The organism is Micromonospora sp. NBRC 101691 (assembly GCF_030269285.1).
Taxonomy (GTDB): domain Bacteria; phylum Actinomycetota; class Actinomycetes; order Mycobacteriales; family Micromonosporaceae; genus Micromonospora; species Micromonospora echinospora.
This window is the reverse complement of record NZ_BSTB01000001.1, coordinates 556,227-572,201: the sequence shown is the minus strand read 5'-3', so window position 1 is coordinate 572,201 and position 15,975 is coordinate 556,227. Positions and strand designations below refer to the sequence as shown.

The window sequence follows — 15,975 nt, the reverse complement described above, 5'->3', positions numbered from 1 at the left end:
GCGCCCCGCCGCAGTCATCCTGCACACCCGCGGATCTTGGACGGTTACCGTTCTGTTTGGACGGTAACCGTCCAGGATTCTGACTCTCGCCACAGGCGTGGCGGGGCGGTCAGGGTGACTCCCGCCCGGCATGCTGGTGGCGGAGAGTCAGGGGAGGGGCGTCGTGCCGGATGTGCTCAGCTACGCCGACGCCGTACGCCTGCTCGGCGGTGAGCGGAGCCGGTTCGTCGAGGCGTTCGACAGGCTTGCCGGCTGGACGCTGCTCGCCGGCTCGGTGCCGGTACCGGCACTGCTGGGTCTCTTCGACGCCAAGGCCGAGTTCGTCCGGCTCGGTCGGGACCTGCTGCGCCAGCTCGCCGAGCAGCGGTCCGGCCTGTCCCGGTACGGCCGGACGCAGCGGCTGGAGGCGGCGCACGCGGTCATCGCGGTGACCGCCTTCTTCGAGGTGCTCGCCGAGGCCGACCTGCCGTTCGCCCTCGCCGACCTGGAGATCGACAAGACCGAGCAGCTCGCCCTGGCCGGCGGCGGAGCCACCCAGCTCACCACGACTGTCACCCAGATGTTCACGGTCTCCGCCGGTACGCCCGGCGCGCACCTGCCCTATCCCCGACTGCGCGAGTCGCTGCACGACCACTACGCGCGACTCGGGTCACGCCTGGCCGAACACGTGAGCGGGCTCGCCACCTGGGACCGGCTGCCCGCGGCCCACCGGGAGGCGTTCCGGGAACTGGTCAGCCGGCTGCCGGACGAGGCGGTGGCCCGACACCGGGACCTGCTCACCGCGCTCGCGGTGGACTTCCCCGAGGTGGCGTACTGGTCCGGGTTGCACGAGCACGAGGCCACCCGGGACGAGGTGCGGCAGCTCGCCGCCGGGCTCGGGGAACTGCACCGGGTGCTCGCCGGGATCTCCACCGGCCGGCTGCCGGACGACCGTCGGGCCGCCCTGGCCCGGGCCCACACGGCGAAACTCGACCGGCCGATCGTCGAGTCGGCCGAGGCACCGGACGGCGTCCGGGTGCCCCTGCTCGGCGAGGCGTACGTGCCGCCCCGGTGCCGGGTGGCCGTCCTGGGGCCGGGGGCGCGACCCAGCGACGAGGAATGGTGGACCCGCCAGAACGTCCGGGACGACCTGGCGAACGTCCTCACCGCTCACCTGACCTCGCCGGCCGCCACCCGGGCGCCTCTGCTGGTGCTCGGCCAGCCCGGCTCCGGCAAGTCCGTGCTGACCCGGGTGCTCGCCGCCCAGCTTCCGCCGGCCGACTTCCTGGCGGTCCGGGTGCCGCTGCGCGAGGTGACCGCCGAGGCGGACCTCCAAGACCAGATCGAACAGGCGATCCGGTACGACACCGGGGAACGGCTGGACTGGCCGGCGCTGGTCCGCTCCGCCGGGGACGCGCTGCCGGTGGTGCTCCTCGACGGCTTCGACGAGCTGCTCCAGGCCACCGGCGTCACCCAGACCGACTACCTGCAACGGGTCGCCCGCTTCCAGTTGCGGGAGGCCGAGCAGGGCCGGCCGGCGGCGGTGCTGGTCACCACCCGTACCAGCGTCGCCGACCGGGCCAAGCCACCACCGGAGACCGTCGCGTTGCGGCTGGAGCCGTTCGACGAGACCCGGGTGCGGCGGTGGGTGGCGACCTGGAACCGGGTCAACGCCGAGGGGTTCGACCCGCTCGGCGTCCAGCCCTTGGAGCCGGAAGCAGTGCTCGCCCACCGCGAACTGGCCGAGCAGCCGCTGCTGTTGCTGATGCTCGCCCTCTACGCCGCCGCGGGGCACGACCTGCGCGCCGCCGAGGGCCTGCGCCGGAGCGAGCTGTACGAGCGGTTGCTGCGCAGCTTCGCCCGGCGCGAGGTGGAGAAACACCGACCGGGGCTCCCCGACCGGGAGCGGGACCGGGCCGCCGAGGACGAACTGCGCCGGCTCGCGGTGGTGGCGTTCGGCATGTTCAACCGGGGCGTCCAGTGGGTCACCGAGGAGGACCTGGAGGCGGACCTCGCCGCGCTGCCCTTCCTCGGGGGACCGCCGACGCCCCGTGGCGGCAGCGACCTGCGGGCCCCGCTGCGCACCGCCGAGGTCGTGCTCGGGCGGTTCTTCTTCGTGCACCGGTCCCAGGCGACCCGGAACGACCGGCGGGTGGCGACGTACGAGTTCCTGCACGCCACCTTCGGCGAGTTCCTGATCGCCCGGACGACCGCCCTGGTTCTGCGCGACCTGACCGCCGTCGCCGCCGCCAGCACCCTGCGGCCGGATCTCGACGACGATCCGCTCGCCGCGCTGCTCTCCTTCGCCACGCTCACCGGACGGGCACCGGTCGTCACCTTCCTCACCGAACTGCTCGGGTCGTGGGAGGCCGACCGCCGGGCGGACGCGGCCGGCGTGCTGCTCCGGCTCTTCCACGCGGCGCACGACCCGCGTCCACCCCGTCGCTTCGCGCAGTACGCGCCCCGGCCGCTCCCGGTGCCGGCGCGGTTGGCCGTGTACGGCGTGAACCTGCTCGTGCTGGGCATCTGCGTGGCCGGTCAGGTCTGGGGCAGTGACCTCCTGCCCGACCCGGAGGACCCCAACCACCTCTGGCGGCGCCAGATCCAGTTCTGGCGGTCGCAGCTCTCCCACAGCGAGTACCAGAGCCTGGTCGGCGCGCTCGTCCTCGACCGGTGCGTCGACGGGTACCGGCGTCGGAACGTCCGCCTCCGGCTCGGTGCCTCCGAGTGGCAACCCGTGGATCTCCGCTGGACGTTCACGCTCGAACTCGTCAGTGCGGACGGCCCGGGACCGGCGAACCTGGCCCCGGAGACCGGGCGACTTCGGCAGCGGGCCCACGTCGAGTGCTGGACGGGAGGTGAGGTGCTGCTCCTGCACGCGCTGGAACCGCTGCTGGAGGACGCCCCGGTTCCGCTCGAACTGCTGGTCGACGGCAGGCTCGGCTGGCGGTCGGCGCTGCACGCCCTGCTGCGGATGTGGCTGACGCCGTCGACGGCGGGCGAGTGGGCGGGCCACGAGGAGAACTACCGGTCGGTGGTGGACGCCGCGACGCAGGTCCCGATGCGGGAGCGGACCCGACTGTTGAGCCTCCTGCTCGACCGGCTCACGACGGACCCGGTGATCCGCCCCCACGCTGCGGCGCGGGTGCTCGGTGACCTCGGGCGTGTCGAGGACTGGGACGTCGTCAGCGGCTGTTCCTTCGTCCGCTGCTGCCTGGCCTTCCTCGGCCGTGACCCGGGGGCGGACGAGGTCCTGGCCGGCCTGCTCGACGCGTTGCCCAACCGGATGCCGGTCGACATCAATCCGCAGTTCGAGATGCTGCTGGCCGAGGCGTACGTGCGGCTCACCGAGCTGAACCGCCGGAGTTACCGGTACGCGGAGTCGGAGGTCGTCCGACTGACGCCGTGGCTCGCGAAGACCCGTCCCGACCTGGTCGAACGACTGCGCCGACTGGCGGTACCGGACGCCGTCATGCCTGCTGCCGTGACGTGGCCGTGGGTGCCGGAGTCCCTCCTCACGGGGAGCGGGAGCCGGACCGACGGACCACCGTCGCCGCGACCCAGTCGGTACGCGGAGTCGGGAACCGGTCGGAACACGGAGTCGGGAACCGGCGAGCCGCCGCCGTCCGTCCCCGGCTGACGAGGGGAACGGACGGCGGCGTCACCGTTCGATCACCTGCCGGGACGGTCGCCCCGGTGGCCGCCGGGGAAGACCCCGGCCTCGACCGCCGCGGTGATCGCGTCGGCCTGCGCCTGGGTGAGCTTGCCGTCCTCGACGGCCTTGGCCAGCCGCTCCTTCAGCGCGGCCTGCCGGTCGGCGGCGTCGCCACCGCGCCACCCGCCACGCTCCGGGCGGTCGCCCTTGCGCTCCTCGCGCACCTTCTCCAGGGCGGCGGTCACCTTGTCGGCGGGCACGCCCAACTCCTCGGCGAGCGCCTCGGCGAACGCGTTCTGCCGGTCGGCCCGGTTCGTGCCCCTGTCCTCGCTGGTGGTGGCACCGGGGCTCGGCGTGGTGTCGCCGTTCTCGGCGAAGGCGACCGCGGGCGCGGCCACCCCCAGGCCGAGTACGCCGGCTGCCGCGAGCCCGGCGATCAGGTGTTTCCTGGCCATGCTTCCTCCTGCTGCTCGGGTGTGACCTGGACTCGACGACGGTGACCGGGATTGCTGGGGGGCACCCATGGCGAGCCTGTCATTCCGCTGAGAGTTGCGGGGCCGGTTTGCGATGAATCCGACGTAAAGCCGTAAAGCGGACATCGCGTGGCAGGAGCAGGGGTCAGCGGACGGCGGGGGCGACGGTGAGGGTGCCGGTCTCGGCGTCGAGGGTGGCGGGGGTGCCGACCGGGACGGTGAGCTGACCGGGACCGTGGCCGATCGGCAGACCGCCGAGCACCGGGACGCCCAGGTCGCCCAGACGGTCGGTCAGCACGTCGACCACGGTGGTGTCCCAGCCGTCGGCGCAGCCGGTGAACTGGCCGACCGCGACCCCGGCGAGGCCGTCCAACGCCCCGGCCCGGCGGAGCTGGGTGAGCATCCGGTCCACCTTGTACGGCGGCTCCTGCACGTCCTCGACCAGCAGGACCGCCCCGGTCAGGTCCGGCATGTCCCGGGTGCCGAGCGAGGCGACGACCAGGCAGAGGTTCCCGCCGAGCAGCGTCCCGGTGGCCCGCCCCGGCACGCGTACCGGAAACGTCTCCTCGGCCGGGTCGGCGGCCACGGTGACCGGCTCGGTGGTGGTCAGCGCGGCGTGCAGCGACTCCGCCGAGCGCAGCGGGGTGCGTTCGTCCCGCCAGGCCGCTCCCGGCCCGTGCACGCCGGCCAGCCGGGCGCCCCGCCAGAGCGCGAGCTGGAGAGCGGTGATGTCGGAGAAGCCGGCCACCACCTTCGGGTCCCGGCGTACGGCGGCCATGTCGATCGCGTCCACCACGCGCTGCGCGCCGTACCCGCCCCGGGTGCAGATCACCCCACGGACCTCGGGGTCGGCGAACGCGGCGTTCAGGTCGGCGGCGCGCAGCTCGTCGGCGCCGGCCAGGTACCCGTGCCGGGCGTAGGCGTTCGGGGCCGGCACCGGGCGCAGCCCCCAGCCGGTGAGCAGCTCGACGCCCCGGGCCAGCCGCTCCGGCCGGGTCGGCCCGGACGGCGACACCAGCATGACCGTGTCGCCGGGGCGCAGGGCGGGCGGGCGGACCACGTCGTCGGGGGTACGGCTCACAGCGGCAGAGCCTAGCCCCCGACCGCGTCGCCGGGCGGTACGGCCGCACGGCCCGGACGTGTTCCACGGCGGCGGAGCCTGTCCGGCGTGGCACGGGTGACCCGATAGCCTCGACGTCGTGGCAACCGCGCTGGTGATCGAGAACGACCCGACCGACGACCCCCGACGACTGGGGGAGTGGCTGACCGAGGCGGGGCTGGAGCTGCGGGTCCTGCGCCCGTACGCCGGTGACGACCTCCCCGCCGACCTCGACGGGTACGCCGCCCTGGTGGTGCTCGGCGGCGAACAGCAGCCGTACCCGAAGCCGGACGGCACACCCGGCGCGCCCTGGTTCCCGGCCCTGGAGGGGCTGCTGCGCAAGGCGGTCCGGCACCGGGTGCCCACCCTCGGCATCTGCCTCGGCGGCCAGCTCCTCGCCACCGCGCACGCCGGCGAGGTGGTGCGCAGCCCGTCCGGCCCCGAGGTCGGCCCGTGCGTGGTCGGCAAGCGGGACGCCGCCGAGACCGACCCGCTCTTCCGCTACGTGCCGCTGATCCCCGACGTGATCCAGTGGCACGTCGACGAGATCACCGAGCTGCCCCGGGGCGCGACGTTGCTCGCCGCCTCCACCCGCTACCCCAACCAGGCGTTCCGGATGGGCGACCGGGCCTGGGGCTTCCAGTTCCACATCGAGTGCGACACCGCCATGATCGCCACCTGGGCCGCCGACTCGGCGCTGCTGGCCGGGCTCGGCTACGACCCGGAGGTGGTGGTGGCCGCCTGCGACGCGGTGATGGCCGACATCGAGGAGGTCTGGCAGCCCTTCGCCGCCCGGTTCGCCGCGCTGGCCCTCGGCGAGCTGGGCGACGAACCGCCCCGGCCCACCCTGCCCCTGCTCGGGCACTGAGCCGGCATGACCAGGTCCACCAGGAACAACCGCCTCGCCCGGTACGGATTCGGCACCGGCGACGACGGGGGCGTGCGCGCCGCCGACCTGCTCGGCCCGGAGGGCCTCGGCCTCTGGCGGCCCGAGTCGCAGGAACCGGCCGACGCGCCGGCCACCGAGCTGCTGACCGCGCTGTCCCGGGCCGCCGACCCGGACCTGGCCCTGCGCCAGCTGCACCGGATCGTCGAGGCCGAACGCCGGACCATCGAGGAGCCGGCCCTGTTGGCCGCGCTGCACGCCGACCCGGGGCTGCGCCGCCGGCTGGTCGCGGTGCTGGGTGCGTCCTCGGCGCTCGGCGACCACCTCGTCGCCAACCCGGACCACTGGCGGATCCTCGTCACGGCCCCGGACGGGCTCGCCCCCACCGCCGACGGGCGGCTCGGCCCGCTCGGCGAGGGCAAGCCGATCCCGGCGCTGCGCGCGGCGTACCGGCTGGCCCTGCTGGGGATCGCGGCGGCCGACCTGACCGGCGGCCGGGCCCTGGAACAGACCATGGCGGCGCTCTCCGCGCTCGCCGACGCCACCCTCACCGCCGCCTACGACATCGCGGTCGGCGAACTGGCCGAGGGCACGCCGGTGCCCCGCCTGGCCGTGGTGGCGATGGGCAAGTGCGGCGGGGGCGAGCTGAACTACGTCTCCGACGTCGACGTGATCTTCGTGGCCGACGACGACGCCGACCTGACCGTGGCCACCACCATCGCCACCCGGCTGATCCACGTCTGCGGACTGGTCGCCTGGCCGGTGGACGCCGCGCTGCGCCCCGAGGGCAACCGGGGGCCGCTGGTGCGCACCCTCGGCAGCCACCTCGCCTACTACCGCCGCTGGGCGCGCACCTGGGAGTTCCAGGCACTGCTGAAAGCCCGTCCGGCCGCCGGTGACCTGGCCCTGGCGCAGGAGTGGATCGACCAGCTCGCCCCGCTGCTGTGGCGCGCCGCCGAACGCCCGGAGGCGGTCTCCGACGTCCGCGCGATGCGTCGCAAGATCATCGAGAACATCCCGCCGAAGGAGCTGGAACGCGAGATCAAGCGTGGTCCGGGCGGGCTGCGCGACATCGAGTTCGCGGTGCAGCTGCTGCAACTGGTGCACGGCCGGGGCGACGAGTCGCTGCGCGAACCGGGCACCATCCCGACGCTGCGCGCGCTGGTCGCCGGCGGCTACGTGGGCCGCGCCGACGGCGAGGGCCTGCTGCGCGGGTACCGCTTCCTGCGCGGCGTCGAGCACCGCCTCCAGCTCCAGGGCCTGCGCCGTACCCACACCGTGCCGGCCGAGCCGGCCGGGCTGCGCTGGCTCGCCGCCGCGCTCGACTACACCGCCACGCCGGGACGCAGCGCCGTCGAGGCGTTCCGCGCCGACTGGGTCACCCACGCCACCGAGGTACGCCGACTGCACGCCAAGCTGCTCTACCGGCCGCTGCTGGAGTCGGTGGCCCGGGTCCCCGCCGACGGGCTGCGACTGACCCCGGAGGCCGCCCGGAACCGGTTGGAGATCCTCGGCTTCGCCGACCCGGCCGGGGCGCTGCGCCACCTCCAGGCCCTCACCGGCGGGGTGAGCCGCACCGCCGCCATCCAGCGCACCCTGCTGCCGGTGCTGCTCAGCGAGTTCGCCGACGCCCCGGAACCGGACCGGGGGCTGCTCAACTACCGGCAGGTCTCCGACAAGCTCGGCAGCACCCCGTGGTATCTGCGGGTGCTGCGCGACGAGGGCCCGGTGGCCCGCCGGCTGGCCCGGGTGCTGTCGCTGTCCCGGTACGCCGCCGACCTGCTCTCCCGGGAACCCGAGGCGCTGCGGCTGCTGGCCGAGGAGAGCGAACTGACCCCGCGCCCCCGCGAGGTGCTCTGCGAGGGCTTCAGCGCGGCGGCGGCCCGGCACACCGACCCGGTGGAGGCCACCCGCGCGGTCCGCGCGCTGCGCCGCCGCGAACTGGTCCGGCTCGCCTGCGCCGACGTGCTCAGCCGGGCCGGCTCGCTCGCCCCGAAGGCGACCCGCCAGACCCCACCGGACGTCAGCGCCGTCGGCGCGGCCCTGGCCGCGGTGACCGACGCCACCCTCACCGCCGCGCTGCGCACCGCCCGGGCCACCCGCCCGGACGTGCCCGGACTCCGGTTCGCGGTGATCGGCATGGGCCGCCTCGGCGGGTACGAGTCGAACTACCTCTCCGACGCCGACGTCCTCTTCGTCTACGATGCCCCGCCCGGGGTGCAGGAGAACACGGCCAGCGCCGCCGCGCGCGGCATCGCCGAGGAACTGCGTCGGCTGCTCGGCATGCCCGCGCCCGACCCGGCCCTCGGGGTGGACGCCGACCTGCGCCCGGAGGGGCGGCAGGGACCCCTGGTCCGCAGCCTCGCCGCGTACGCCCAGTACTACGCCCGCTGGTCACGGGTCTGGGAGGCGCAGGCCCTGCTGCGTGCCCGGTTCGTCTGCGGCGACGCCGACCTCGGCGAGGAGTTCGAGGCGATGATCGAGCCGGTGCGCTACCCGACCGACGGACTCACCCGGGAACAGGTCGTCGAGATCCGGCGCATCAAGGCCCGGGTGGAGACCGAACGGCTGCCCCGGGGCGCGGATCCGGCCACCCACACCAAGCTCGGCCGGGGCGGACTCGCCGACGTCGAGTGGGCGGTGCAACTGCTCCAGCTCCGGTACGCCGGCCGGCATCCGGAACTGCGCGGCACGCGTACCCTCGGGGCGCTGGCCGCCGCCCGCGACGCCGGACTGGTCGACCCGGCCGACGCCGCCGCGATGGCCGCCGGCTGGACGACCGCCGCGCAGGTCCGCAACGCGCTGATGCTGGTGCGGGGCCGGGACGGCGACCAGCTGCCCCGGCACGGCGTGGAACTGGCCGGCGTGGTCCAGCTGCTCGGCGCGGACGACCCGGGCGAGTTCCTCGACGAGTACCTCCGCACCGCCCGGCGCTGCCGTACCGCCATGGAACACGTCCTCGATGCCTGAGCCGGTGCCGCGCCCGACGGCCACGGCCGCCTCCGCCCGGACGCCGACCGCACCGGCGTCCGGCCCCCGGCTTCCGGTCCCGCTGCTGGTCACCGGGGCCGGACTGCTGCTCGCGGTGGCGTTTCTGCTTGCCCCGCCGATGGGCACCGACCTGGCCGCCCAGGTCGCCCGCGCCGACTTCGTCGACCGGCACGGCATGACGCCCGTCGACCTCGGCTGGTACGGCGGCGTCCACCAGTACGGCTACAGCCTGTTCACCGCCGGACTGGGCGCCCTGTTCGGGGTACGGGTGGTCGGCGCGGTCGCCGCAGTGGTCTCCGCCGCCGCGCTCGGCTGGCTGTTCGTCCGGCACCGGGCCCGGCGACCACTGCTGGCCGGGCTGCTCGGCGCGGTGGTGCTGGTCGGCAACCTGGCCAGCGGGCGGATCACCTTCGCCGTCGGGCTGGCCCTCGGGCTGGCCGCCCTGGTCGCGGTCTCCGCCGACCGGCCGTCCCGCCCGCTGCGACTCACCCTGGCCGCGCTGCTCGCCGCGCTCGCCACCTGGGCCAGTCCGGTGGCCGGACTCTTCACCGGGGTGGCCGGCGCGGCGCTGCTGCTGGCCGCTCTGCGACCCGGCACCGGTCCGGGGCGGCCGTTGCCCGGCGGCTGGCGGATCGACCGGCCGCTCGGCGAGGCGCTGACGCTCTGCTTTGCCCCGGCCGTCGCGCTCGCCCCGATGGCGGTGCTCTTCGGCAACGGCGGCACCCAGCCGTACACCGCCGAGTCGATGCGGATCAACGTGGCGCTGGCCGTGCTGGTGTTCGCGGTGCTGCCCCGGCGACGCCGGGTGCTGCGGACCGGGGCCGCGTTGGCCGTGCTGCTGCTGGTCGCCGCGTACCACCTGCCCACCCCGATCGGGTCGAACGCGCTGCGGCTGCCGATGCTCTTCGCGCTGCCCGTGCTGGCCGGCTACGCGACGCTGCCCGCCGGGTGGCTGGCCGCGCTGCTCGCCGCCACCGTCTGGTGGCAGAACCCGGTGATGACCTCCGACCTGGGGCGGGCCGGTTCGCCCGAGTCGTCCGCCGCCTTCTACCGGCCGCTCGCCGACGAACTGGCCCGCCGCGCCCCGGCCGGGCGGGTCGAGGTGGTGCCGCTGCGCGACCACTGGGAGTCGGCGTACCTGCCGTCGACCGTGCCGCTGGCCCGGGGCTGGGAACGGCAGGTCGACACCGACCGCAACGCGCTGTTCTACCGCACCGGCCTGGACGCCGACACGTACGCCGACTGGCTGCGCCACACCGCCGTGCAGTACGTCGCGCTCGCCCCGGACAGCGTGCCGGACCGCTGGGCCCGGGAGGAGGCCGACCTGGTCGCCGGCGGGCTGCCGTACCTGACCGAGGTGTGGCGCGACGACACCTGGCGGCTCTACGCGGTCACCGACCCGACGCCGCTGGTGGCCGCCCCCGGCCGGCTGGTCGCCTCCGACCCGGGCCAGGTGCGGTTCACCGCCCCGGCGGACGCCGGTGACCTGCTGATCCGTGTCCGGTGGTCCCGGTGGCTCAGCCTGGAGGGGCCGGGCGGCTGCCTCACCCGGGGTCCGGACGACTGGGTCACCGTCCGGGTCGACGACGCGGGGGAGTACCGGCTGACCAGTTCACTGCGCCCCCGGGGAGGATGCTGAGTGACGCGGAGCACCGAGGGTGGGGACGGCTCGTCCGCCGGTCGCGGAACCGGCTCGTCCGCCGGTCGTGGGACCGGTCCGGCCGCCGGTCGCGGGATCGTCCCGCCCGGGGCGGGACGGCTGCGGCTGGTGCGCTGGGGCGGCCTCGTCGGCGCCGTGCTGCTGGCCGTCGCCTCCTGGCTCGGCGGGGTCTTCCCGGAGTTCGCCGGTGGGGTCACCCCGGTCTCCATCTGGCGCGGCGAGCACGGTCCGCTCCTGCTCACCGCCTGGCTGGTCGGCACCGCCGGGCTGGTCGGGGCCTGGTGGGCGGCCCGGCACGCCGTCGTGTCGACACGCTGGGCGTACCTCACCGCCGGGCTGTGGACGCTGCCGCTGCTGGTCACCGTGCCGACCGGAAGTCGCGACGTCTACTCGTACGCCTGCCAGGGCTGGGTGTACGCCGCCGGCGGCGACCCGTACGCCGGTGGGGTGGCCGCCGCCGGCTGCCCCTGGCTGGACGCGATCTCCCCGATCTGGCGGGACACCGCCGCCCCGTACGGGCCGGTCTTCGTGCTGCTCGCCGGGGCCGCCGCCGCGCTCGGCGGCTCGCTGCTCGGCACCGTCGCGCTGCTGCGGGTGGTCGCCGTGCTCGGGGTGCTCCTCGCCGCCGCCTGCCTGCCGGGGCTGGCCCGCGCCGCCGGGGTGCCCGTACGGCGGGCGGTCTGGCTGGTGCTGGCCTGCCCGCTGGTCGGCGTGCACCTGGTCGCCGGGGCACACAACGACGCGGTGATGGTCGGCCTGCTGCTGGCCGGGCTGCTGCTGGTGGTCCGGCACCCCGGGCAGTGGCCCCGCCTGCTGTTCGGCGGGGCGCTGCTCGGGCTGGCCGTGGCGGTGAAGGTCACCGCGTTGGTGGTGCTGCCGTTCGCGGCCCTGGCCGCGGTGGCGGGCATCGTCACCTTCCGGGCGCTGCTGCGCGACGGGCTCTGGGTGGTCGCCGGTGCGGTGGCCGCCCTGCTGGCCACCTCGGCGGCCTCCGGGCTCGGGTTCGGCTGGATCGGCGGGCTGACCCGCAGTGGCGACTCCGAGCAGTGGACGTCCCCACCGACCGCCGTCGGGTTCACCGTCGACTACGCCGGCCGGCTGCTCGGCCTGGATCCGAACGCGGTGCCGGTGGCCCGGGCGGTCGCGGTGGCGCTGCTCGCGGTGCTGCTGGTCGTGCTCTGGTTCCGCGCCTGGCGGAGCCTGCGCCGACTCAGCGGCGTCCGGCAGCGGGTGGCCCGGCTGGCCGCCGCACGGCCGCGCGTGGCGCTCGCTGGCGCCGGACTGGCCCTGGCCGCCACGGTCGCCCTCGCCCCGGTCTTCCACCCCTGGTACGCGGTCTGGCCGCTGGCGGTGCTGGCGGTGGCCACCACCCGGACGACCTGGTTCCTGCTGCCCTGCGCGGTGGCGTCCTTCCTCACCCTGCCCGACGGCACCAATTTGGCCCGCTTCACCAAGGCCCCCGGCGCGATCCTGATGACCGCCCTGGTGCTCTGGCTGGCCGTACGCGCCACCCGCTCCGGTGGTGGCGGTGGTGGTGGTAGCAGGGGACCCCTGTTACCGCTTTTTGATGAGCAGGGGTCCCCTGCTACCACCTCCTGAGGCCCACCACGGCCACCCCGGGGGCCGCCTTCCCGGCGTCCGGAAGATCGCTCCCCTCCGCCGGGGCCGGTGACGGCGTGAAGGTAGGCAGGAGGTGGCGTCAGTGGATGCCGATCGGCTGTCGTTCGAGGCGTACGTGCAGGCCCGTACGACGGCCCTGTCACGAATCGCCTACCTGCTCACCGGCGACCACCACCTGGCCGAGGACCTGGTACAGCAGACGTTCCTGAGCGTCGCGGGGCGATGGCAACGGTTGGCCGCCGGGGGCGACCCGGACCCGTACGTCCGGAAGGTGCTCTACCACCAGCACGTCTCCTGGTGGCGGCGAACGCGACGGATCACGCACGTGCCGCTGACCGGCGTCGACCGGCCGGCACCGGACCGTACCGACGAGGTCGGGGTGACCGTCGCGGTGCAGCGGGCCCTGGCCCGGCTGGGCCCGAGGCAGCGCGCGGCCCTGGTCCTGCGGTACTTCGAGGACCTCACCGAGGCGGAGACCGCCGAGGTGCTCGGCTGCCGGGTGGGCACCGTCAAGAGCCAGGTCCGCGACGGGCTGGCCCGCCTGCGCACCCTCGCCCCCGAACTGGCCGATCTGCTGGAGGTGACGTCGTGAACCGCCGTCCGCCGCTGACCGACGTGTTGACCCGCATCGCCGACCAGGCCCGTCCGGCGCGGATCGACCCGGACACCCGACGCAGGGGAATCCGCCGTCGCCGTACCCGGCATGCTGCTGTCGTCGCGCTGGCGGTGGTCACCGTCGGGGTGACCGCCGTGCTGCTGCCCGTTCCCGGCACCGGACCGGACGTCGCACCGGCCGGCACCGCCGCCCGGGTGCCGTCGACGGTGTACTCCCCGCTGATCGGTCAGGGAACCGTCGACGAGTCGCCACCCGGGCCGGCCGCGATCGTCGTCGCCGGGGACCACGAGCTGCGCGGCAGCGACGTGTGGGGCTGGGAGGGGCGCAGTCTCGTCGTCGGACAGGACGGCCGGTACCGGCTGGCCCGGACCGTCGGCGAGACCGACACCGGCCTCGGCGGCCTGCTGCCCTCCCCGGACGGGCGGTTCCTGGCCGACCGGCCGTGGCTGGAGGGCGCGCGCTGGCCGGCCGACGGCCGGGAGCAGACCGTGGTCGTCGACCTGACCACCGGAAAACTGGTGCAGTACGACGGCGGCGCTCCGGTGCGCTGGTCCCCGGACGGCAGTGCCCTCCTCCAGTACGCCTTCGGGCCGGACGGCGACCCGGGGGCGGACGGCGAGCTGCGCCTGCTCGACCTCGCGACGGGCCGGTCCCGCCCGCTGCCCGGCGTGCCCGGCCTGCGGCGGGCGGGTGACCTCGCGTCCTTCTCGCCCGACGGGTCGCGGATCGCGGTGGCGACCGGTCAGGCCCTGTACGTCGTGGACGTCGCCGGCAACACGGTACGGAAGCTGGCCGACCTCACCGCGGCCGACCGTCTCGCCGGGCCCGGGGCGTGGCTGCCCGACGGCGGACGGATCGCCCTGTACACGGTGGACCGCTGCGTGGGCGACGCCGCCTGTGCCGAGGAGAGCCTCCGGAACCGGCTCTTCCGCCTCCGGTACGTCGACGTCGACGACGGGCGGCCGACCGACGGCCCGACGCTGGCTCCCGCGCGCGGACTGGCCGCCCGGCTGCTCGGCTGGCAGCGCGACGGCGCGGCGGTGGTCGCCACCTACGAGCCGGAGAAGGGGCTGGTCAAGGTGACCGGCGACCCGAACTGGTCGGACCTCGACTGGTGGGCCGTCGGGGGAGTCGACCTGGCGGCGTTCCGTACCGACGGCAGCCGGCACCGCCTGGTCGAGCTGCCCGAGAGCGCGCTGTTCGTCGAGGTGCCGGCCGGTCTCCTCGACAGCTTCGGCGGGCCCGCGCCGTCGCGGATCGAGGGTGCCGTCCGTCGGTTCCTCGCCCTCTACTGGCCGTTCGGTCAGATCGCCGTCCTGCTGGTCGTCCTGGTGGTCGCGGTAGGCACGACGGTGCGGTGGTGGCGGCGACGGCGACGGCTGCGTCCCCGGCCGGCCGCCGGGCGGTGAGACCGTGCCGGTCACCGACTGCCGTCCCCGGCCCGCGGTGAGGCGGACCGGTCACCGCTCCCGGGCACGGGGAAGCCCCCGGGAGCACTCCCGGGGGCTTCCACGACGAGCTGTCGACCGCGTCAGCAGTCGAAGTACATGGCGAACTCGTGCGGGGTCGGGCGCAGGCGCACCGGGTCGACCTCGTTGGCCCGCTTCCACTCCACCCAGGTGGAGATCAGGTCCGGGGTGAAGACCCCGCCGTCGAGCAGGTAGTCGTGGTCGGCCTCGAGCGCGTCGAGCACCTCCGGCAGGGAGCCCGGGACCTGCTTGACGTCGCCCCACTCCTCCGGCGGCAGGTCGTACAGGTCCTTGTCGATCGGCGCCGGCGGCTCGATCTTGCTCTTGATGCCGTCCAGGCCGGCCATCATCATCGCCGAGAAGGCGAGGTAGACGTTCGCCGACGGGTCCGGCACGCGGAACTCGACCCGCTTGGCCTTCGGGTTGCTGCCGGTGACCGGGATCCGGGTGCACGCGGAGCGGTTGCGCTGCGAGTAGACCAGGTTGACCGGCGCCTCGAAGCCGGGCACCAGCCGGCGGTACGAGTTGACCGTCGGGTTGGTGAAGGCCAGCAGCGACGGCGCGTGGTGCAGCAGACCGCCGATGTACCAGCGGGCGGTGTCCGACAGTCCGGCGTAGCCGGTCTCGTCGTAGAACAGCGGCTCGCCGTTCAGCCAGAGGCTCTGGTGGGTGTGCATGCCGGAGCCGTTGTCGCCGAAGAGCGGCTTCGGCATGAAGGTCGCGGTCTTGCCGTTGGCCCAGGTCTCGTTCTTCACGATGTACTTGAAGAGCTGGAGCTGGTCGGCGGCGTGCAGCAGGGTGGAGAACCGGTAGTTGATCTCGGACTGGCCGGCGGTGCCCACCTCGTGGTGCGAACGCTCCACGGTGAAGCCGCTGTCGACCAGCCGGCGCACGATGCTGTCCCGCAGGTCGGCGTAGTGGTCGACCGGCGGCACCGGGAAGTAGCCACCCTTGTACGCGGTCTTGTAGCCGCGGTTGCCACCGGCCTCCTCGCGGCCGGTGTTCCACGCGCCCTCGATCGAGTCGATGTAGTAGAACGACTGGTGCGCGGAGGTCTCGTGGCGGATCGAGTCGAAGATGTAGAACTCCGCCTCGGCGCCGAAGTACGCGGTGTCGGCGATGCCGCTCGCCGCCAGGTACGCCTCGGCCTTCTTCGCCACGTTACGCGGGTCCCGGGAGTACGCCTCACGGGTGAACGGGTCGTGGATGAAGAAGTTCAGCGCGAGGGTCTTCTGCACGCGGAAGGGGTCGATGAAGGCGGTCGCGACGTCCGGGAGCAGGAGCATGTCCGACTCGTGGATCGCCTGGAAGCCCCGGATCGACGACCCGTCGAAGGCGAGGCCCTCGGTGAAGAAGGCGTCGTCCACGGACTCGACCGGCAGGTTGAAGTGCTGCATCACGCCGGGCAGGTCACAGAACCGTACGTCGACGAACTTCACGTCCTCGTTCTTGAGGTATCGCAGGAGTTCCTCGGGATTGGCGAACACACGTCCTCCTGGCACGTCCACGGATGGCTGGCTGCTTGGC

At 74.5% G+C, this 15,975-nt stretch carries 10 protein-coding genes; 7 read left to right on the top strand and 3 right to left on the bottom strand.

Translation table 11 applies throughout. The features are described from left to right. Nucleotides 1-163 precede the first annotated feature (163 nt). Nucleotides 164-3,619 (top strand): NACHT domain-containing protein, encoded by a 3,456-nt coding sequence (locus tag QSK20_RS02375; protein WP_285786867.1) that lies wholly within the window; start codon nt 164-166, stop codon nt 3,617-3,619. A gap of 32 nt (nt 3,620-3,651) precedes the next feature. On the opposite strand, the gene QSK20_RS02370 is transcribed toward QSK20_RS02375, so the two are convergent. Continuing rightward, entirely contained in the window at nt 3,652-4,089 is a 438-nt protein-coding gene (locus tag QSK20_RS02370; RefSeq protein ID WP_285786866.1) for a hypothetical protein, read from the bottom strand. A gap of 163 nt (nt 4,090-4,252) precedes the next feature. Continuing rightward, nucleotides 4,253-5,128, bottom strand: coding sequence for a S66 peptidase family protein (locus QSK20_RS02365; protein ID WP_285787193.1), 876 nt, complete (start codon nt 5,126-5,128; stop codon nt 4,253-4,255). A gap of 178 nt (nt 5,129-5,306) precedes the next feature. Here QSK20_RS02365 and QSK20_RS02360 point away from each other — a divergent pair, with 178 nt between their 5' ends. The 6 genes from QSK20_RS02360 (at nt 5,307) to QSK20_RS02335 (ending at nt 14,388) form a co-directional block, all read left to right on the top strand. Continuing rightward, nucleotides 5,307-6,074, top strand: a complete 768-nt coding sequence (locus QSK20_RS02360; protein ID WP_285786865.1) for a type 1 glutamine amidotransferase — start codon at nt 5,307-5,309, stop codon at nt 6,072-6,074. A gap of 6 nt (nt 6,075-6,080) precedes the next feature. Beyond that, entirely contained in the window at nt 6,081-9,062 is a 2,982-nt protein-coding gene (locus QSK20_RS02355) for a bifunctional [glutamine synthetase] adenylyltransferase/[glutamine synthetase]-adenylyl-L-tyrosine phosphorylase (RefSeq protein ID WP_285786864.1), read from the top strand. Then, nucleotides 9,055-10,722 (top strand): hypothetical protein, encoded by a 1,668-nt coding sequence (locus tag QSK20_RS02350; RefSeq protein ID WP_285786863.1) that lies wholly within the window; start codon nt 9,055-9,057, stop codon nt 10,720-10,722. Before QSK20_RS02355 ends, QSK20_RS02350 begins: the two co-directional genes overlap by 8 nt. 96 nt (nt 10,723-10,818) lie before the next feature. After that, nucleotides 10,819-12,342, top strand: coding sequence for a polyprenol phosphomannose-dependent alpha 1,6 mannosyltransferase MptB (mptB, locus tag QSK20_RS02345; protein WP_285787192.1), 1,524 nt, complete (start codon nt 10,819-10,821; stop codon nt 12,340-12,342). 103 nt (nt 12,343-12,445) lie between these two features. Continuing rightward, the gene (locus tag QSK20_RS02340; protein ID WP_285786862.1) at nt 12,446-12,955 is read left to right on the top strand and encodes a SigE family RNA polymerase sigma factor; all 510 of its coding nucleotides are present in this window, start codon (nt 12,446-12,448) and stop codon (nt 12,953-12,955) included. After that, nucleotides 12,952-14,388, top strand: a complete 1,437-nt coding sequence (locus QSK20_RS02335; RefSeq protein ID WP_285786861.1) for a beta-propeller domain-containing protein — start codon at nt 12,952-12,954, stop codon at nt 14,386-14,388. The genes QSK20_RS02340 and QSK20_RS02335 overlap by 4 nt, the downstream gene beginning before the upstream one ends. A gap of 122 nt (nt 14,389-14,510) precedes the next feature. Here QSK20_RS02335 and glnA read toward each other — a convergent pair whose 3' ends face one another. Further along, entirely contained in the window at nt 14,511-15,935 is a 1,425-nt protein-coding gene (glnA, locus tag QSK20_RS02330) for a type I glutamate--ammonia ligase (protein WP_285786860.1), read from the bottom strand. Nucleotides 15,936-15,975: the final 40 nt, after the last annotated feature.

Bases quoted from the DNA above. Each gene is read 5' to 3' on its own strand.
- QSK20_RS02370 (WP_285786866.1), bottom strand. From the start codon at position 4,089: ATGGCCAGGAAACACCTGATCGCCGGGCTCGCGGCAGCCGGCGTACTC.
- QSK20_RS02355 (WP_285786864.1), top strand. From the start codon at position 6,081: ATGACCAGGTCCACCAGGAACAACCGCCTCGCCCGGTACGGATTCGGC.
- QSK20_RS02365 (WP_285787193.1), bottom strand. From the start codon at position 5,128: ATGCTGGTGTCGCCGTCCGGGCCGACCCGGCCGGAGCGGCTGGCCCGG.
- QSK20_RS02350 (WP_285786863.1), top strand. From the start codon at position 9,055: ATGCCTGAGCCGGTGCCGCGCCCGACGGCCACGGCCGCCTCCGCCCGG.